A 14,909-nucleotide genomic window follows, 5' to 3' on the forward strand; every position below is an offset into this window, starting at 1 on the left:
GGTGGATGGTGGGCCACGTTTCTCCGCTCAAAATCAGATGATCCCGTCATCCTGTGCGCCCGCTGAGGCGTTCAGGAGAGTATGAGGATTGCAGAAAGGACCCTTGTGTTGCACTCTCGTATGTTCGCTGTCCGTGTGGTGAGTTCGGCCGTGTTGGCCGCGTCGGCGCTGGTCGCTGCCCCTGTGTGGGCGCAGGCCGCACCCGCGCAGGCCGCTGTGCCCGCCCAGACGCCCGAAGCCTTCATCCAGGCCATCACCAATGACGTGATGGCCACGGTCAAGGCTGACAAGGCCATCCAGTCGGGTGACCTGCGCAAGATCACCGCCGTGGTCGACGCCAAGATCATGCCGAACGTGAACTTCGTGCGCATGACCGCTGCCGCCGTCGGCCCCGCCTGGCGTCGCGCCACGCCGGATCAGCGTCAGCGCCTGCAAAACGAGTTCAAGACCTTGCTGGTGCACACCTACGCGGGCGCGGCCTCCCAGGTCAAGGACCAGGTCATCGAGTACCTGCCGTCACGCGCGCGTCCCACCGACACGGATGTGGTGGTGCGCACCGTGGTCAAGGGCAAGGGGGATCCCATCCAGCTGAACTACCGCCTGGAAAAGTCGGGCAGCAGCTGGAAGGTGTACGACGTGAACGTGCTGGGTGCCTGGCTGGTGCAAACCCACCAGAGCAGCTTTGCTCAGGAGATCAATGCCTCGGGCATCGACGGTCTGATCTCCAAGCTGGCCGAACGCAACCGCCAGTTGGTGGCCAAGAACGCAGGCTGAGTCATGTTGCTGCTGCCTGCCGTCATCACGCATGCTGAGGTGCCGCATGTGTTGCGCCTGTTCCGTCAGACGCTGGACCAGGCTGCGGCCCAAGGGGGCACGGAAGCCGCCATGCTGACCGTGGACGGTGCGGCCTTGCAGCAGTTCGATTCCAGCGCGCTGGCCGTTCTGCTCGAGTGTCAGCGCATGGCGCGGGCCAATGGCCGCGCCTTTGCGGTGCAGCACCTGCCCGCCAAGCTGACCGAGCTGGCCAGGCTGTACGGCGTGGACGGGCTCCTGCAGTCGGCTTGAACGCCGCAGCCGGCTCCGGCGTGTGCGCAGTCGCGCAGCGTCAGCTTTCTTCGGCCCAGGCGAAGCCGTCACGTGCGACCAGCGCACTTGCAGCGGCCGGTCCCCAGGTGCCTGCGCTGTAGGTCTTCAGGCCGCTGCCATCGTGTCGCCAGGCCTCCAGAATGGGCTCGACCCAGCGCCAGGCTTGTTCTTGCTCGTCCGAGCGCACGAAGAGGTTCAAGCGGCCCGCCAGGGCGTCAAGCAGCATGCGCTCATAGGCGCCTACCCGGTCGGTGGGAAAGGCCTTGTCGAAGTCCAGATCGAGGGACACGGGTGAGAGGTGTTCCGCCTGATGGTCTCCCGCCAGGTCCGGGCCCAAGGCGCCCTTGGCCGCCAGCAGGTGCAACTGCAGGCCGTCATCGGGCTGCAGCTTGATCACCAACTGGTTAGGGGGCTGCGTGCCGGGGAAGATTGAGTGCGGGGTGGGGCGGAAGTTCACCACGATCTCGGCGTGGCGGTGCGCCAGGCGTTTGCCGGTGCGCAGGTAGAAGGGCACGCCGGCCCAGCGCCAGTTCTGAACCTCGCAGCGCAGCGCCACGAAAGTTTCGGTGTGGCTGCCGGCGGGCACCTTGGCCTCGTCCAGATAGCCTGGCACGCTCATGCCGCCCACGGTGCCGGCACGGTACTGACCGCGCACCACGTCGCGCGCCACCGAGGCCGCGTCGAAGGGCTTGAGTGAGCGCAGCACCTTGAGCTTTTCGTCGCGGATGGCGTCGGCGTCGGCGCTCGATGGCGGCTCCATCGCGACCATGGTCAGCAACTGCAGCGCGTGGTTCTGCACCATGTCGCGCAGGGCGCCAGTGCGGTCGTAAAAGTCGCCCCGGGTGCCCACGCCCAGGCTTTCCGCCAGCGTGATCTGGATGTTGGCGATGCTCTCGCGGCGCCACAGGGGCTCGAACAGCACGTTGCCGAAGCGCAGGGCCATCAGGTTCTGCACCGAGGGTTTGCCGAGGTAGTGGTCGATGCGCAGGGCCTGGCGTTCGCTGAACACCGCACCCACGGCCCGGTTGATGGCCTGGGCCGAGGCCAGGTCGTGCCCCAGGGGCTTTTCGAGCACCACGCGCACCGCCGGGTGGTTGAGCCCGGCGGCACCCAGCTGCTCACAGATGACGGGGAAGAGATGGGGGCTGGTGGCCAGGTACATCACCACGGTGTCGGCCTGGCGCGTCTGCAGCCACTGGCGCAGCACGGCATAGTCCCCGGGCTGGGACAGGTCCATGCGCAGGTAGTGCACCAGGGCGGCAAAGCGCTCGAACTCGTCCTCTGTGGGGCGCTTGGCGAGGTCATCGCCCGAGGTCAGCTTGTCCTTGAGCCACTGTCGGTAGCTGGCGTCGGAGCGCTCGTCGCGGGCCACTGCAAGGATGCGACCCTGCGCGGGCAGCTTGCCGTGGCGCCAGGCCTGGAACAGTGCCGGCATGAGCTTGCGCCAGGTGAGATCACCGGTGCCGCCAAAAAAAACCAGATCAAAGGACATGGAGGGGACCCCATAAGGGTGGAATACGGGCCACAGAGGGGCCGGAGAGGGCGCCTGTCATGATTTTGGGGACAGAATGTGGTCTCACGATAAGCCAAATTCAGGATGCTGGTCGATCTCGTTGCATGACGGGGTCTGCGCCAGCCCGTTTCACGTTGTTTGCCCATGACCTCGCAACTCGATCAGCTCAAGGCCTGCACCACGGTCGTCGCCGACACCGGTGACTTCAAGCAACTGGCCCAGTTCACCCCGCAAGACGCTACGACCAACCCGTCCCTGATCCTCAAGGCGGTGCAAAAGCCCGAGTACGCGCCCTTGCTGGCCGAGGTGGTGGCCGCCCACCGGGTTGCGCCGCTGGACGCGATCGTCGACCAGGTGCTGGTGCGCTTTGGTCTGGAAATCCTCAAGGTGGTGCCGGGCCGAGTGTCGACCGAGGTGGACGCCCGGCTGAGCTTCGACACCGAAGCCACCCTGGCGCGCGCCCGTCGCCTGATCGCGCTGTACGAGGCGGCCGGTGTGGCGCGGTCTCGCGTGCTCATCAAGATCGCCGCCACCTGGGAAGGCATCCAGGCGGCACGCGTGCTGGAGCAAGAAGGCATCCATTGCAATCTGACGCTGCTGTTCGCCTTTGCACAGGCGCGTGCCTGTGGCGACGCCGGCGTGCAGCTGATCTCGCCTTTTGTGGGCCGCATCTACGACTGGTACAAGAAGTCGGCCGGGGCTGCCTGGGACGAGGCCGCACAGGCGGGCGTGAACGATCCAGGCGTGCAGTCCGTCACCCGCATCTATCAGTATTACAAGGCCCACGGCGTGCGCACCGAGGTGATGGGCGCCAGCTTCCGCAATGTGGGGCAGATCCTGGCCCTGGCCGGCTGTGACCTGCTGACCATCAGTCCCGAGTTGCTGGCGCAATTGCAGGCCAGTGAGGCGCCGGTGGTGCGCCATTTGACGCCGCCCTCTGGCACGCAGGCGCCCGAGGCGCCCTTGAGCGAGGCCGCCTTCCGCTACGCCCTCAATGAAGATGCCATGGCCACCGAGAAGCTGGCCGAGGGCATTCGCGCGTTCGCGGTGGATGCCGGCAAGCTGGATGCCCTGATCGAAGCCCAGCTTTGAGTAGGGAGTGGGCATGATCTCGTCTTCTCCACGCTGTGATCAGACGGTGGCCTGGGCGGCCCTGAGTGGGCATTACCAGGCCCATGGCGCCGACCTGGACCTGCGCACTCTGTTTGCCGAAGATCCTCGCCGCGTCGAGTCTCTGACCTTCGAGGCGCCCGAGGTGGTGGTGGACATGTCGCGGGTGCACTGGGATGTCGCCACGCGGCGCCACCTGTTGGACTTGGCTCACGAGTGTCGACTGGCCGAGCGGCGCGATGCCCTGCTGCGCGGTGAACTGGTCAATGGCTCGGAAGGGCGTGCGGTGCTGCACACCGCACTGCGTGCGCCACGCGGCCAAGCGCCTTTCAGCGACGAAGTTCACGCGGTGCTCGATCAGATGCTGGCCTTTGCCGATGAGGTAAAGGCCAGCGCGGGTGGGCCGAACCCCGGTGACATCCACGATGTGGTGAACATCGGCATTGGCGGCTCCGATCTGGGGCCGCAGATGGTGGTGATGGCGCTGGAGGCCTTTGCGAACCCGCGCCTGCGCTGTCACTTTGTCTCGAACATCGACGGTCAGGATCTGGCCGGTGTGTTGCGCCAGGTGGACCCGAAGCACACTTTGTTCGTCGTGGCGTCGAAGACGTTCACGACCCAGGAAACCATGGTGAACGCGCGCACCGCGCGCCAGTGGTTCCTGGATCAGGGCGGCACGGACATTGCCCGTCACTTTGTGGCCACGACCTCGAATGTGGAGGGGGCTGCGGCGTTTGGCATCACCCGCACCTTCGGTTTCTGGGACTGGGTGGGCGGCCGGTTTTCGCTGTGGTCGGCCATTGGTTTGCCGATTGCACTGGCCCTGGGCAGCCAGCATTTTCGCGCCTTGCTCGACGGTGCCCATGCGATGGACCAGCATTTCGCTTCGGCCCCCTCGGAGGCGAACCTGCCGCTGTGGCTGGGCCTGATGGACGTCTGGTACCGCAACTTCAAGGGCTACACCAGCCGTTGTGTCGCGCCTTATCACCATGGCTTGCGCCGGTTGCCGGCTTATTTGCAGCAGTTGGTGATGGAGAGCAACGGCAAAGGCGTCGACCGCCACGGGCAGCCGCTCACCTATGCGACCAGTGAGGTGGTGTGGGGCGAGCCTGGGGTCAACGGACAGCACGCGTTTTTCCAGATGCTGCATCAGGGCACCGACGTGATCCCGGTGGAGTTCATCTTGTTCAAGGGCCTGCCGCTGCGCGATGCCGGGCAGTTGTCGCCGGCCGTGCAGGCGATGCTGCACCGTCAGCATCAGATGTTACTGGCCAATGGCTTGGCGCAGGCACAGGCGCTGATGTGGGGCAAGACCACCGAGCAGGCTGCGCACGAGGTGGCCCCCACGGCCTCGAAAGAGGTGCCTCCGGAGATCATTGCCCGCCACCGCACCTTCCCTGGCAATCGCCCCAGCCTGACGATGGTGATCGATGCCTTGACCCCGCGCTCTCTGGGCGCCCTGATCGCCTTGCACGAACACCGCGTGCTGGTGAGCGGAGCCTTGTGGGGCATCAACTCCTTTGACCAGTGGGGCGTGGAGCTGGGCAAGGCGATGAGCAACGACCTGTTGCCGCGCCTGGACAGCGGGGATGTCAGCGGACTGGACCCCGCCACGGCGGCGATGATCGCGCGACTGCGCGGTGCCTGACCCGGGCTTGATTGGCCGCCTGTGCGACCGCGCAGCCCCAGCCAGCTGGCTGGGGACGTCGCGAGGGATCAGGCGTCGACGACCTCGGTGAGGGCCTTGCGCATTTTCTTCATGGCGGCCACTTCGATCTGACGGATGCGTTCGGCGCTGACGCCATATTCGGCGGCCAATTCGTGCAAGGTCATGCCGCCCGAGCCGTCGTCGTTGACCTGCAGCCAGCGCTCTTCCACGATGCGGCGGCTGCGGGCATCCAGCTGGTCGAGCGCCAGGGCGATGCCATCGCTGGCCAGCCAGTCGCGGCGGTGCGCCTCGATCACGCGGGTCGGCTCGTGCGCTTCGTCGGCCAGATAGGCCAGCGGGGCGACGGGCGCATCCCCGTCGTCGTCGGTAGGAGCCTCCAGGGCCACGTCACCGCCGGCCATGCGGGTCTCCATCTCGATGACGTCTTCCGGACGCACATTGAGTTCATTGGCCACGCGGTGGATGTCGTGGTCGGACAGGGTGGCACGGCCCAGGTGTTCTGCGCCTTCTTCGCCCTTGAACTGGTGTTTGAGTGAGCGCAGGTTGAAGAACAGCTTGCGCTGGGCTTTGGTGGTGGCCACCTTGACCATGCGCCAGTTCTTCAGGATGTATTCATGGATCTCGGCCTTGATCCAGTGCATGGCGTAGCTCACCAGGCGCACGCCCTGATCAGGGTCGAAGCGCTTGACGGCCTTCATCAGACCGACGTTGCCTTCCTGAATCAGGTCACCTTGCGGCAGGCCGTAACCCATGTATTGGCGGGAGATGGACACGACCAGACGCAGGTGCGAGAGCACCAGCTTGGAGGCGGCCTGCAAGTCTTGCTGGTCACGCAGACGACGCGCCAGGGTTTGCTCCTCGTCGGCATCCAGCATGGGGATGGCCTGGACCGAGCGGATGTACGCGTCCAGATTGCCCAGTGAGGGCACCACACTCCAGGGGTCACGGGGGGCAAGGGCGGTCGTCAGGGTCATGGATGGTCCTTTCGTGGTCCTTCTCAGCTAATGTTAGCACTCGCGGTGTCAGAGTGCTAAATCGGACGAAAGTTCCATGCCGGGCCTGGGGCCATGAAGACGGGAGGTGGTGCCCCGGTTCAGGGGCGGGGGCGCAGTCCATCGCGCCCGTGGGATCACCGAGCGGTCTCTGTCGCGTTCAACTGGAAGAGGCGTACCAGTTCAGCCAGACGGCGGGCCTGATGCTGCAGGCTTTCCGCGGCGGCAGCGCTTTCCTCGACCAGTGCAGCGTTCTGCTGCGTGCTGCGGTCGAGTTCGGTGACGGCGTGGCTGACCCGGTCGATGCCGTCGGTCTGCTCTTGCGTGGACGCTCCGATCTCGTGAATCAGGTCCGATACGTTCTTGACCTGGGTGACGATGTCGTCCATGGTGGCGCCAGCGTCGTTGACCAGTTGGGTGCCTTGCTCGACCTTGGTGACGCTGTCGCCGATGAGGGACTTGATCTCACGGGCTGCTTCCGCACTGCGTTGGGCCAGGCTGCGCACCTCGGAGGCGACCACAGCGAACCCGCGGCCCTGCTCACCCGCCCGAGCGGCTTCGACTGCGGCGTTGAGCGCCAGGATGTTGGTCTGGAAGGCAATGCCGTCGATCACGCCGATGATGTCGGCAATCTTGCGCGAACTGGCGCTGATGTCCTCCATGGTCGCGACCACCTGACCCACCACCTCACCACCCTTGGTGGCGGCGGCGGTGGCCGATGAGGCCAGTTGGGTGGCGTGGCGGGCGGTCTCGGCGTTGGCCTTGACGGCGGTGTTCATCTGCAACATCGACGAGGCGGTCTGCTGCAGGTTGGAGGCTTGCTGCTCGGTGCGCACCGACAGGTCCGCGTTGCCGGTGGCGATCTCTGCCGAACCCGTATCAATCGAGTCAGACGCCTGACGTACCTGGGCCACGATGCCAGCCAGGCTGGTGCGCATGGCCCCCAGCGAGGCAAGCACGCTGTCAGCCGGGGCCAGGTCGGCGCCGGGAATCGGTTTGAGATCGCCCGCGGCGACGCGTCGGGCGGCCTCTCCCAGCGCCTGAGGCTCGGCGCCCAGTTGCCGCACGATGCTGCGCGACAGTGTCCACGCGAGCGCGGCGCCGCACAGCAGCGCCAGGGTCAGCGCGGTGAGCATCGCCATGAGGAACCCTTCTGCTTCTTCCAGCGCGATCTTGTTCTGGATCTGGACGCGCTGCTATTCGTAGTCGATCAGCTGGTTGATGGCCGCCAGCCACTGGACGTACTGGGGCTTGGCCTGCGTCCACAACAGGGCTTGAGCGCCGGCCGTGTCACCCGCGTTCACCATGTTCACGATGGCCTGGGTGGTGGCGACAGCCTGTGCCTCGATGGCCTGGATGGCACCGTACAGGCGCTTGAGCTCCGCCTGATCGGCGGACTTGCCGAGCAGGCTCTCCAGCGGGGTGGCGGACTCGGCGTAGAAGCGGGCCAAGGCTGCAATGGTGGCGACTTCCTTGTCTCGCTCGGACGGTTGCGTGCTCAGCACCACGTCCCGGATGGCGATGGCGCGATCGTGTGCCGAGCCGCGGAAATTGATCGCAAACCGCTGAATGGAGGTGTGCTCGTCGCTGTTGGCGTGCAGGGCGGTGTTGATGACGTTGACCTTGACCAGGGCGATCATCGTGACAACGATGAGGATGGCCAGGACCAGGCCGAAACCGATGCTGAGGCGTTTGCCGACGGACAACTGCTGGAGATTCATGCCAATGCTCACTGCTTGGAAGGTTGCGTTGGCGCGAAGGTATCGACAATTCCAGTGCAAAAGGGCGTCTGATTGAGTTGACGCCGATTTGAATCATGTTTGAGTGTAATGGGGTGTGCAGCTGTTCACGGAATGGCGCGGCCGCTCATCGGCGCGTGGATTCGGTCTGGGTCATGTGAGCAGCGTGGCCGAGAGTGTGATGCATGACCTCGCTGGTCACATCTCTCGGTTTCCCGTCATACAGGGCACACAGCCCGTGCTCATAATTGAGCACGTGCAGTTTTTGGGTGTGTCATGGTGTTGTTGCCAGCGTTTCGTGTTCGTCAGGTGTGCCACAGCGTGGGCCTGGTTGTGACCTTGGCGGGTGTTGCCGGGGTCGGTGCGCACGCGGCCGAGCGGTCGGTGACGGAAGAGGACTACTTCGCCAACGTGCCGGTGGTCTTGACCGCCAGTCGGCTGGATCAGCCCCTGAATGAAGCGCCCGGGGCCATCACGGTGATCGATCGCCAGACGATCCGTCAGTCAGGGGCACGCACGCTGCCGGAGGTGCTGCGTCTGGTGCCAGGCTACCTGGCGGGCGGCTGGAACGGGGCCAACCCGCTGGCGGCCTACCACATCCCGATGGACGACTACGGAACGCGCAACCTGGTGCTGATCGATGGTCGCTCGGTGTACTCGACCAGCTATCTGGGCGACACGCACCGCGGCATGATGGATGTGATGTTGGAGGACATCGAGCGCATCGAGGTGCTGCGCGGTGCCAACTCAGCGGCTTATGGTGCGAACGCCATGTTTGGTGTCATCAACATCATCACGCGCCACAGTGCGGACACAACCGGTGGTGAGGTGCTGCTGACGTCCGGGGACAATGGAATTCGCGATCGCCGGGTGCGGATTGGCTGGGGCGATGAGGCGGCGAGTTTCCGCCTCTCGGTGGGTGAGCAGCGAGATGCGGGCTATCTCAATGCTTACGATGACAAGCGCCTGGGACAGGTGAACGCGCGTGCTGACTTCAAGCCGACCCTGGCCGATGACGTGATGGTGGCGATGGGAGTGTCGTACCTGGATGCCGGCGAGGGCGACAGCGACAACGAAAATCCACCCCACAAGATCCGCACCCGCGACAGCTATGTGCAGGGCGAGTGGCGCCGTCAACTGGGCTTTGACGACGAACTCAAGGTGTCAGCCAGTTTCATGGAAGATGCCAAAGAGGACTTCGCCACGGCGCCCAATGACCGCGCGACCCGTGCGACGTATCCCATCCCGGGCGCTTATTTCACGATGGACTATGGTGGGCTCGGGCGCCGGGCGAACGTGGAGGTGCAGCGCAAGCTGGGCCTGTCCGACAGTGTGCGGGCGGTGATGGGGGTGGGGTTCAAGGATGAGCGCGCGCGCTCTGCGCCGCTGTACAACACCAGCGAATGGGTGTCTTTCCGGGAAACACGTGCGTTCGGCACCCTGGAGTGGCGGCTTCATCCCCAATGGCTGCTCAATGGCGGTCTGTTTGTGGGGAACCACAGCCGTGCTGGCACCTACACGGCGCCTCGCCTGATGGCCAACTGGCTGCTGTCACCGGAGCACACCTTCCGTTTCGGGGTCACCGAGTCCATCCGTGCACCAAACTTGTATGAGTACAAGGCTGATACCCGCATCTACACTGACGTGGGTGGCTTGTACGTGCATGAGTACGCTGCGACCGGTGGCGTTCAGCCGGAGAAGCTGCTGAGCAAGGAGTTGGGCTATGTGGGGCGCTTCAAGGATCTCCACCTGACCCTGGATGCGCGGCTTTACCACGAGCGGATGCAAGACGTCATTCGCACAAAGTTGTACCCACACCCGGAGACCAATCCGATCAATGGGCGACGCTCCCGTGATTACGTCAATCTCACGGGTTTGTCCTTGACGGGGCTGGAGTACCAACTTCGCTGGAAGCCGTTCAGCGCGACCGAGGTCTGGTTCAACCAGAGCGTCGGTCACGTCAAGTGGGATGATCCGGGTCTTGAGCAGCACAAGGAGCGCCGACCACCCAAGCACACGACCATGATCGCGTTGTTCCAACGTTTGCCTGCTAACGTGCAGCTGGGGGTGATTCACGAACGGATTGGGAGCATGACCTGGCGTGCGAGGGAGGACTGGATGCCGTTTGAGCATCGCACGGATGTGCGTTTGGCCTATCCTTTCCGCATTGGCGCCAACAAAGCCGAGGTGGCGTTGACCGTTCAGTCGGTCAATGGGCCTGCCACCTTCGTTCGCGTTCAAGAGAACTTCCAACTCGCTCGCAAGAGCTTCCTGACTTTGCGCATGGAGATGTGATCTGATCACGCGCCGCCAGTCCCTTGCCTGTACCGTAGCGGCCACCCTGTCTGTGCCAGGGGGGCGGGTGTGGGCCGCGGGTGAGGGGGTGTGGGTGCTGCTCTCTGACACGTCCTGGGCTTACAAGGAGGCTGCAGCAGCCTTGCAGGCCGACTGGCGTCAGGTGGGGCGTGGCAAGGAGTTGGTGATCTTGAATGCGCGGGAGTGGCCCATCTCACCGCCGCCGACAGCGTTGGTGACGCTGGGTGCCAGCGCCTTGCGCATGGCCATGGAGCGCACCGGTACGCAAGCCGATTGGGCGCGGGTGCCGATCTTGTCGGCGCTGTTGCCCAAGGATGGGTTCACGGCCATCTGGAAGCGCCCGCCCAGTTGGGTGTCTGCGGCGTATCTGGATCAGCCTGTCGAGCGCTACCTCAATTTGATCCGTCGCACCATGCCACGGCTGACCACCGTGGGGGTGTTGCTGGACGACGATACTGCGTCGCAGCGACAGGCTTTACACAAGGCCGCTCAAGATCGTGGCTTGCGGCTGGTGATCGGGGTGGTGGACAAGCCCGATGCGGTGTCGTCTGCGCTGCGCTCGGTGTTGGCCGACGCCGACGTGTTGTTGATTCTGCCGGATGGTGCCGTGGCCGACGTGGCGGTCCTGCAGCATGTGTTGATGACCGCTTATCGTCAGCGGGTGCCGGTGGTGAGCTACTCACCGGCCTTGGTGAAAGCCGGCGCGGCCCTGGGCCTGTACGCCAGTCCGTCTCAGGCGGGCCGTCAGGTGGCGGGCATGTTGAAAGTGCCGCTGGGTGCGGCGTCGGTGTTGGCGGCGTGGCCGGCTTCACGGTGGGCTGATGATTTCACGATTGCCATCAATGAACAGGTGTGCCGATCATTGGGGCTGGATGTGCCGGACGTGACGGTGTTGACCGATGCCTTGCGGCGTGAGGAGGGCATGCGGTGAAACTGAAGTTGAGTGGCGTACGGGTGCGCTTGTGGCTGGCGACGGCCTTGCCAGCGATGCTGGTGATCGCCTTGCTGGTGGTGGGCTTCACCTCTCAGTACGGCGGCCGCATGACCGAGGCGCTGAAAGACCGCGGAGCGGCTTCGGCGGGACAACTGGGCAGCGCGGCCGAATTCAGTCTGTTTGCGGGTGACCAGGAGGCGCTGGCGCGTCTGGCGGAAGCCACCATGCGCAGCGACGTGCAGCTGCGCGGTGTGATCATCTACAACGCCCAGGGGCAGTTGCGTGCGGCAGCCGGCAAGATGAAGGCGCGTGCGCCGCGCCTCGATGGCGCCGTTCAGATTGTGCAGTCCAAAGATGCTTTGGTGGTGTCACAGCCCATCTACTCCACGGCGACCGTGCCCATAGACGATGTGTATGCCCCGGTGCCAGAGGAAGACACCCGGATTCGGGCCACCGAGAGGCGTTTGCTGGGGTACGCCGTGGTGGAGATGTCGCTGGATGTCTTGGCGCAGCAGCGGCGCGAGTTGCTGATCTGGTCTTTGGCGACGGCGGTGGGGGGCTTGATGCTGGCGGGGGTGATGGCTTCGGTGTTGGCCGATCTGGTGTCGTCGCAGATTGGCCGCATCAACCGGGTGGTTGAGCTGGTGGGAGAGGGGCATCTGGCGGAGCGTGTGGACGTGGCCCACAGTGGCATCTTGCGCCCGCTGGCGGTGGGCATCAATGCCATGGTGGCGCGGATCGCCACCACCCAGGAAGAGTTGCAGCACCAGATCAGCCAGGCCACGCAGGAGTTGCGTGACCAGAAGGAGGCGGCCGAGCGGGCTGCGCGCACCGACTCGCTGACCGGGGTGGCAAGCCGGCGGGCATTTTCGGAAGCCGCCGAGGCCGAGATGCAGCGGGCCCTGCGTTACCGTACCGAGTTGTCCTTGCTGATGATGGACCTGGACCACTTCAAGGTGGTCAACGACACCCATGGCCATGTGACGGGCGATGCGGTGTTGGTGAGCTTTGCGCAGACGGTGCAGCAACTGGTGCGCAAGGTGGACCTGGTGGCTCGCTTGGGTGGCGAGGAGTTCGTGGTGCTGCTGCCCAACATCACGGCCGAGCAGGCCACCGCCTTGGCCGAGCGCATCCGCGAGGCCGTGCACAACAGCCGCTTGCTGGTGGAGGGCAAGCCGCTTCAGTTCAGCGTGAGCATCGGGGTGGCGCAGTTTGATCGCCGTGAACTGAGCCTGACGGGCTGGCTGGCGCGGGCCGATGCGGCGCTGTACCAGGCCAAGGCCCAGGGGCGCAACCGGGTGGTGCTGGAGACGACGGACGCGTGAACGATGCGCCGGTGTGTCACCGGTGTGCGTTGGGGGGGCACCGGCTGAGACCGGTGGCAGTGCTGGACGCCAGTCAGGCCGTTTCGGCGAACAGCTCGCGGCCGATCAGCATGCGGCGGATCTCCGATGTGCCGGCACCGATCTCGTAGAGCTTGGCATCGCGCCACAGGCGGCCCAGCGGGTAGTCGTTGATGTAGCCGTTGCCACCGAAGATCTGGATGCCTTCGCCGGCCATCCAGGTGGCTTTTTCTGCCGTCCACAGGATGAGGGCGGCGCAGTCCTTGCGCACATGGCGGGCGTGTTGGGCGCCCAGAGCGTCGAGGTTCTTGGCCACGGTGTAGGCCAGCGAGCGGGCGGCCTGCTGCACGGTGTACATGTCGGCGACCTTGCCTTGCACAAGCTGAAACTCGCCGATGGCTTGGCCGAACTGTTTACGCTCGTGGATGTAGGGGATGACGTTGTCCATCACCGCCTGCATGATGCCCAGCGGGCCACCCGAGAGCACGGCGCGCTCGTAGTCCAGGCCGCTCATCAGCACCTTGGTGCCGTTGCCTTCGCCGCCCAGCACGTTCTCAGCGGGCACTTCGCAGTCTTCAAAAAACAGCGGGAAGGTGTTGGAGCCGCGCATGCCCAGCTTGTCGAGGTGCTGGCCCTTGCTGAAGCCTTTCATGCCTTTCTCGATCAGGAAGGCGGTCATGCCCTTGGCGCCGGCTTCCGGGTTGGTCTTGGCATAGACCACGAGTACGTCGGCATCGCCGCCGTTGGTGATCCACATCTTGCTGCCGTTGAGGACGTAGCGGTCGCCTTTCTTCTCGGCGCGCAACTTCATGCTGACGACGTCGGAGCCGGCGTTGGGCTCGCTCATGGCCAGGGCGCCGACGAAGTCACCCCTGATCAGCTTGGGCAGGTACTTTTGCTTTTGCGCTTCGCTGCCGTTGCGGTGGATCTGGTTGATGCACAGGTTGGAGTGCGCGCCGTAGCTCAGGCCCACCGAGGCGCTGCCGCGGCTGACTTCTTCCATGGCCACCATGTGGGCCAGGTAGCCCAGGTTGGTGCCGCCGTACTCTTCGGATACGGTCAGACCGTGCACGCCCAGGTCGCCCAGCTTCTTCCACATGTCGGCAGGGAAGAGGTTGTCGCGGTCGATGTCGGCGGCGCGGGGCGCGAGTTCCTTGTCCACGAAAGTGCGCACGCTGTCGCGCAGGGCGTCGATGTCTTCACCGAGTTGGTGATTCAGGCCGGGCAGGGTCATGAGAAAGCTCCTCGGTGTCGTGTTGTCAGAGTGAAGAAAGATGGGGGCAGATCAGGCTTGGGTGCGCTTGGCCAGCAGGGCATTGCTGACGCGGGAGACGGGCTTGCGGCCCAATACGCTGGAGACGAAGGCGCCGGCATCCACCAAGGCGTCGAGGTCGATGCCCGTGTTGATGCCCAGGCCGTGCAGCAGGTAGACCACGTCTTCGGTGGCGACGTTGCCGGTGGCGCCCTTGGCATAGGGGCAGCCGCCCAGACCAGCGATGCTGGTGTCGAAGGTGTGGATGCCCAGCGCCAGGCTGGAGTAGATGTTGGTGAGCGCCTGGCCGTAGGTGTCGTGGAAGTGACCGCTTAGCTCGGCCAGGGGCACGTGCTTCAAGGCGCGTTCCATCACGGCGGTCACGCGGCCGGCGGTGCCCACGCCGATGGTGTCGGCGATGCCGATGTGGTCAGAGCCGATGTCAAGCAGGCGTTGCACGACGTCTTCCACCGCGTCAAGCGAGACCTCGCCCTGGTAAGGGCAGCCCAGGGCGCACGAGACGGCGGCGCGCACCTTCATGCCGTGGGCCTTGGCGGCCTCGGCCACGGGGCGGAAGCGTTCGATGGACTCGGCGATGGAGCAGTTGATGTTGCGCTGGCTGAAAGCTTCGCTGGCGGCGGCGAAGATGACCACCTCGTCGGCCCGCGAGGCGAGGGCGCCTTCAAAGCCTTTCATGTTCGGCGTGAGCACGCTGTAGCGCACGCCCGGTTGGCGCTGGATGCCGGCCATGATCTGGGCGTTGTCGGCCATCTGCGGCACCCACTTGGGGCTGACGTAGCTGGTGACCTCGATTTCGCGCAGGCCGGCGGCTTGCAGTCGGTGCACGAGCTCGATCTTGTCGGCAGCCTCCACGGGCTGCGCTTCGTTTTGCAGGCCGTCACGCGGGCCGACATCGACCAGGGTGACGTGGCTGGGGAAGGTGGGGTGGCTCATG

Annotated in this window: 11 protein-coding genes and 1 pseudogene; 7 read left to right on the forward strand and 5 right to left on the reverse strand. The window is 64.9% G+C overall.

Annotation, left to right across the window (positions count from 1 at the left end; all coding sequences use genetic code 11):
- Positions 1-120 precede the first annotated feature (120 nt).
- Together WIT60_RS06525 and WIT60_RS06530 are read left to right on the forward strand one after the other, a co-directional pair.
- Positions 121-774 (forward strand): MlaC/ttg2D family ABC transporter substrate-binding protein, encoded by a 654-nt coding sequence (locus tag WIT60_RS06525; protein ID WP_445207668.1) that lies wholly within the window; start codon positions 121-123, stop codon positions 772-774.
- 3 nt (positions 775-777) lie between these two features.
- Positions 778-1,065: an STAS domain-containing protein gene (locus WIT60_RS06530; RefSeq protein WP_339583123.1), complete on the forward strand. Its 288-nt coding sequence runs from the start codon at positions 778-780 to the stop codon at positions 1,063-1,065.
- A gap of 40 nt (positions 1,066-1,105) precedes the next feature.
- On the opposite strand, the gene zwf is transcribed toward WIT60_RS06530, so the two are convergent.
- Complete coding sequence (gene zwf / locus WIT60_RS06535) at positions 1,106-2,578, reverse strand: glucose-6-phosphate dehydrogenase (protein WP_339583124.1); 1,473 nt, start codon at positions 2,576-2,578, stop codon at positions 1,106-1,108.
- A 165-nt stretch (positions 2,579-2,743) separates the two neighbouring features.
- Between zwf and tal the strand changes: the two genes are divergently transcribed.
- Together tal and pgi are read left to right on the forward strand one after the other, a co-directional pair.
- A complete protein-coding gene (tal, locus tag WIT60_RS06540; RefSeq protein ID WP_339583125.1) occupies positions 2,744-3,691 on the forward strand; it encodes a transaldolase in 948 nt (315 codons plus the stop codon).
- Positions 3,692-3,704: 13 nt separating this feature from the next.
- Positions 3,705-5,357 carry a glucose-6-phosphate isomerase gene (gene pgi, locus WIT60_RS06545; protein WP_339583126.1) on the forward strand — a complete coding sequence of 551 codons (1,653 nt, stop codon included), beginning with the start codon at positions 3,705-3,707 and terminating at the stop codon, positions 5,355-5,357.
- Positions 5,358-5,425: 68 nt separating this feature from the next.
- Here pgi and rpoH read toward each other — a convergent pair whose 3' ends face one another.
- Positions 5,426-6,352: an RNA polymerase sigma factor RpoH gene (gene rpoH, locus WIT60_RS06550; protein ID WP_339583127.1), complete on the reverse strand. Its 927-nt coding sequence runs from the start codon at positions 6,350-6,352 to the stop codon at positions 5,426-5,428.
- Between the two features lie 155 nt (positions 6,353-6,507).
- A pseudogene (locus WIT60_RS16870) lies at positions 6,508-8,091 on the reverse strand (methyl-accepting chemotaxis protein).
- A gap of 339 nt (positions 8,092-8,430) precedes the next feature.
- Between WIT60_RS16870 and WIT60_RS06565 the strand changes: the two are divergent.
- From WIT60_RS06565 to WIT60_RS06575, 3 genes are all read left to right on the forward strand, one after another.
- Positions 8,431-10,404, forward strand: coding sequence for a TonB-dependent receptor plug domain-containing protein (locus WIT60_RS06565; protein WP_339583130.1), 1,974 nt, complete (start codon positions 8,431-8,433; stop codon positions 10,402-10,404).
- 94 nt (positions 10,405-10,498) lie between these two features.
- Positions 10,499-11,356 (forward strand): ABC transporter substrate-binding protein, encoded by an 858-nt coding sequence (locus WIT60_RS06570; RefSeq protein ID WP_339583131.1) that lies wholly within the window; start codon positions 10,499-10,501, stop codon positions 11,354-11,356.
- Positions 11,353-12,684, forward strand: a complete 1,332-nt coding sequence (locus WIT60_RS06575) for a diguanylate cyclase (protein ID WP_339583132.1) — start codon at positions 11,353-11,355, stop codon at positions 12,682-12,684. Before WIT60_RS06570 ends, WIT60_RS06575 begins: the two co-directional genes overlap by 4 nt.
- Before the next feature lie 73 nt (positions 12,685-12,757).
- On the opposite strand, the gene WIT60_RS06580 is transcribed toward WIT60_RS06575, so the two are convergent.
- Both WIT60_RS06580 and WIT60_RS06585 read right to left on the reverse strand, forming a co-directional pair.
- Positions 12,758-13,936, reverse strand: a complete 1,179-nt coding sequence (locus WIT60_RS06580; protein WP_339583133.1) for an isovaleryl-CoA dehydrogenase — start codon at positions 13,934-13,936, stop codon at positions 12,758-12,760.
- Between the two features lie 51 nt (positions 13,937-13,987).
- On the reverse strand, positions 13,988-14,908 hold the full coding sequence (locus tag WIT60_RS06585; RefSeq protein ID WP_339583134.1) for a hydroxymethylglutaryl-CoA lyase: 921 nt from the start codon (positions 14,906-14,908) through the stop codon (positions 13,988-13,990).
- Position 14,909: the final 1 nt, after the last annotated feature.

The organism is Aquabacterium sp. G14 (assembly GCF_037482285.1).
In the GTDB taxonomy this organism is placed as follows: Bacteria; Pseudomonadota; Gammaproteobacteria; order Burkholderiales; family Burkholderiaceae_C; genus Aquabacterium.

Excerpts from the sequence above, each read along its gene's own strand:
- WIT60_RS06530 (WP_339583123.1), top strand. The coding sequence starts at position 778 with ATGTTGCTGCTGCCTGCCGTCATCACGCATGCTGAGGTGCCGCATGTG.
- pgi (WP_339583126.1), top strand. The coding sequence starts at position 3,705 with ATGATCTCGTCTTCTCCACGCTGTGATCAGACGGTGGCCTGGGCGGCC.
- WIT60_RS06525 (WP_445207668.1), top strand. The coding sequence starts at position 121 with ATGTTCGCTGTCCGTGTGGTGAGTTCGGCCGTGTTGGCCGCGTCGGCG.
- WIT60_RS06585 (WP_339583134.1), bottom strand. The coding sequence starts at position 14,908 with ATGAGCCACCCCACCTTCCCCAGCCACGTCACCCTGGTCGATGTCGGC.
- rpoH (WP_339583127.1), bottom strand. The coding sequence starts at position 6,352 with ATGACCCTGACGACCGCCCTTGCCCCCCGTGACCCCTGGAGTGTGGTG.
- zwf (WP_339583124.1), bottom strand. The coding sequence starts at position 2,578 with ATGTCCTTTGATCTGGTTTTTTTTGGCGGCACCGGTGATCTCACCTGG.
- WIT60_RS06580 (WP_339583133.1), bottom strand. The coding sequence starts at position 13,936 with ATGACCCTGCCCGGCCTGAATCACCAACTCGGTGAAGACATCGACGCC.
- tal (WP_339583125.1), top strand. The coding sequence starts at position 2,744 with ATGACCTCGCAACTCGATCAGCTCAAGGCCTGCACCACGGTCGTCGCC.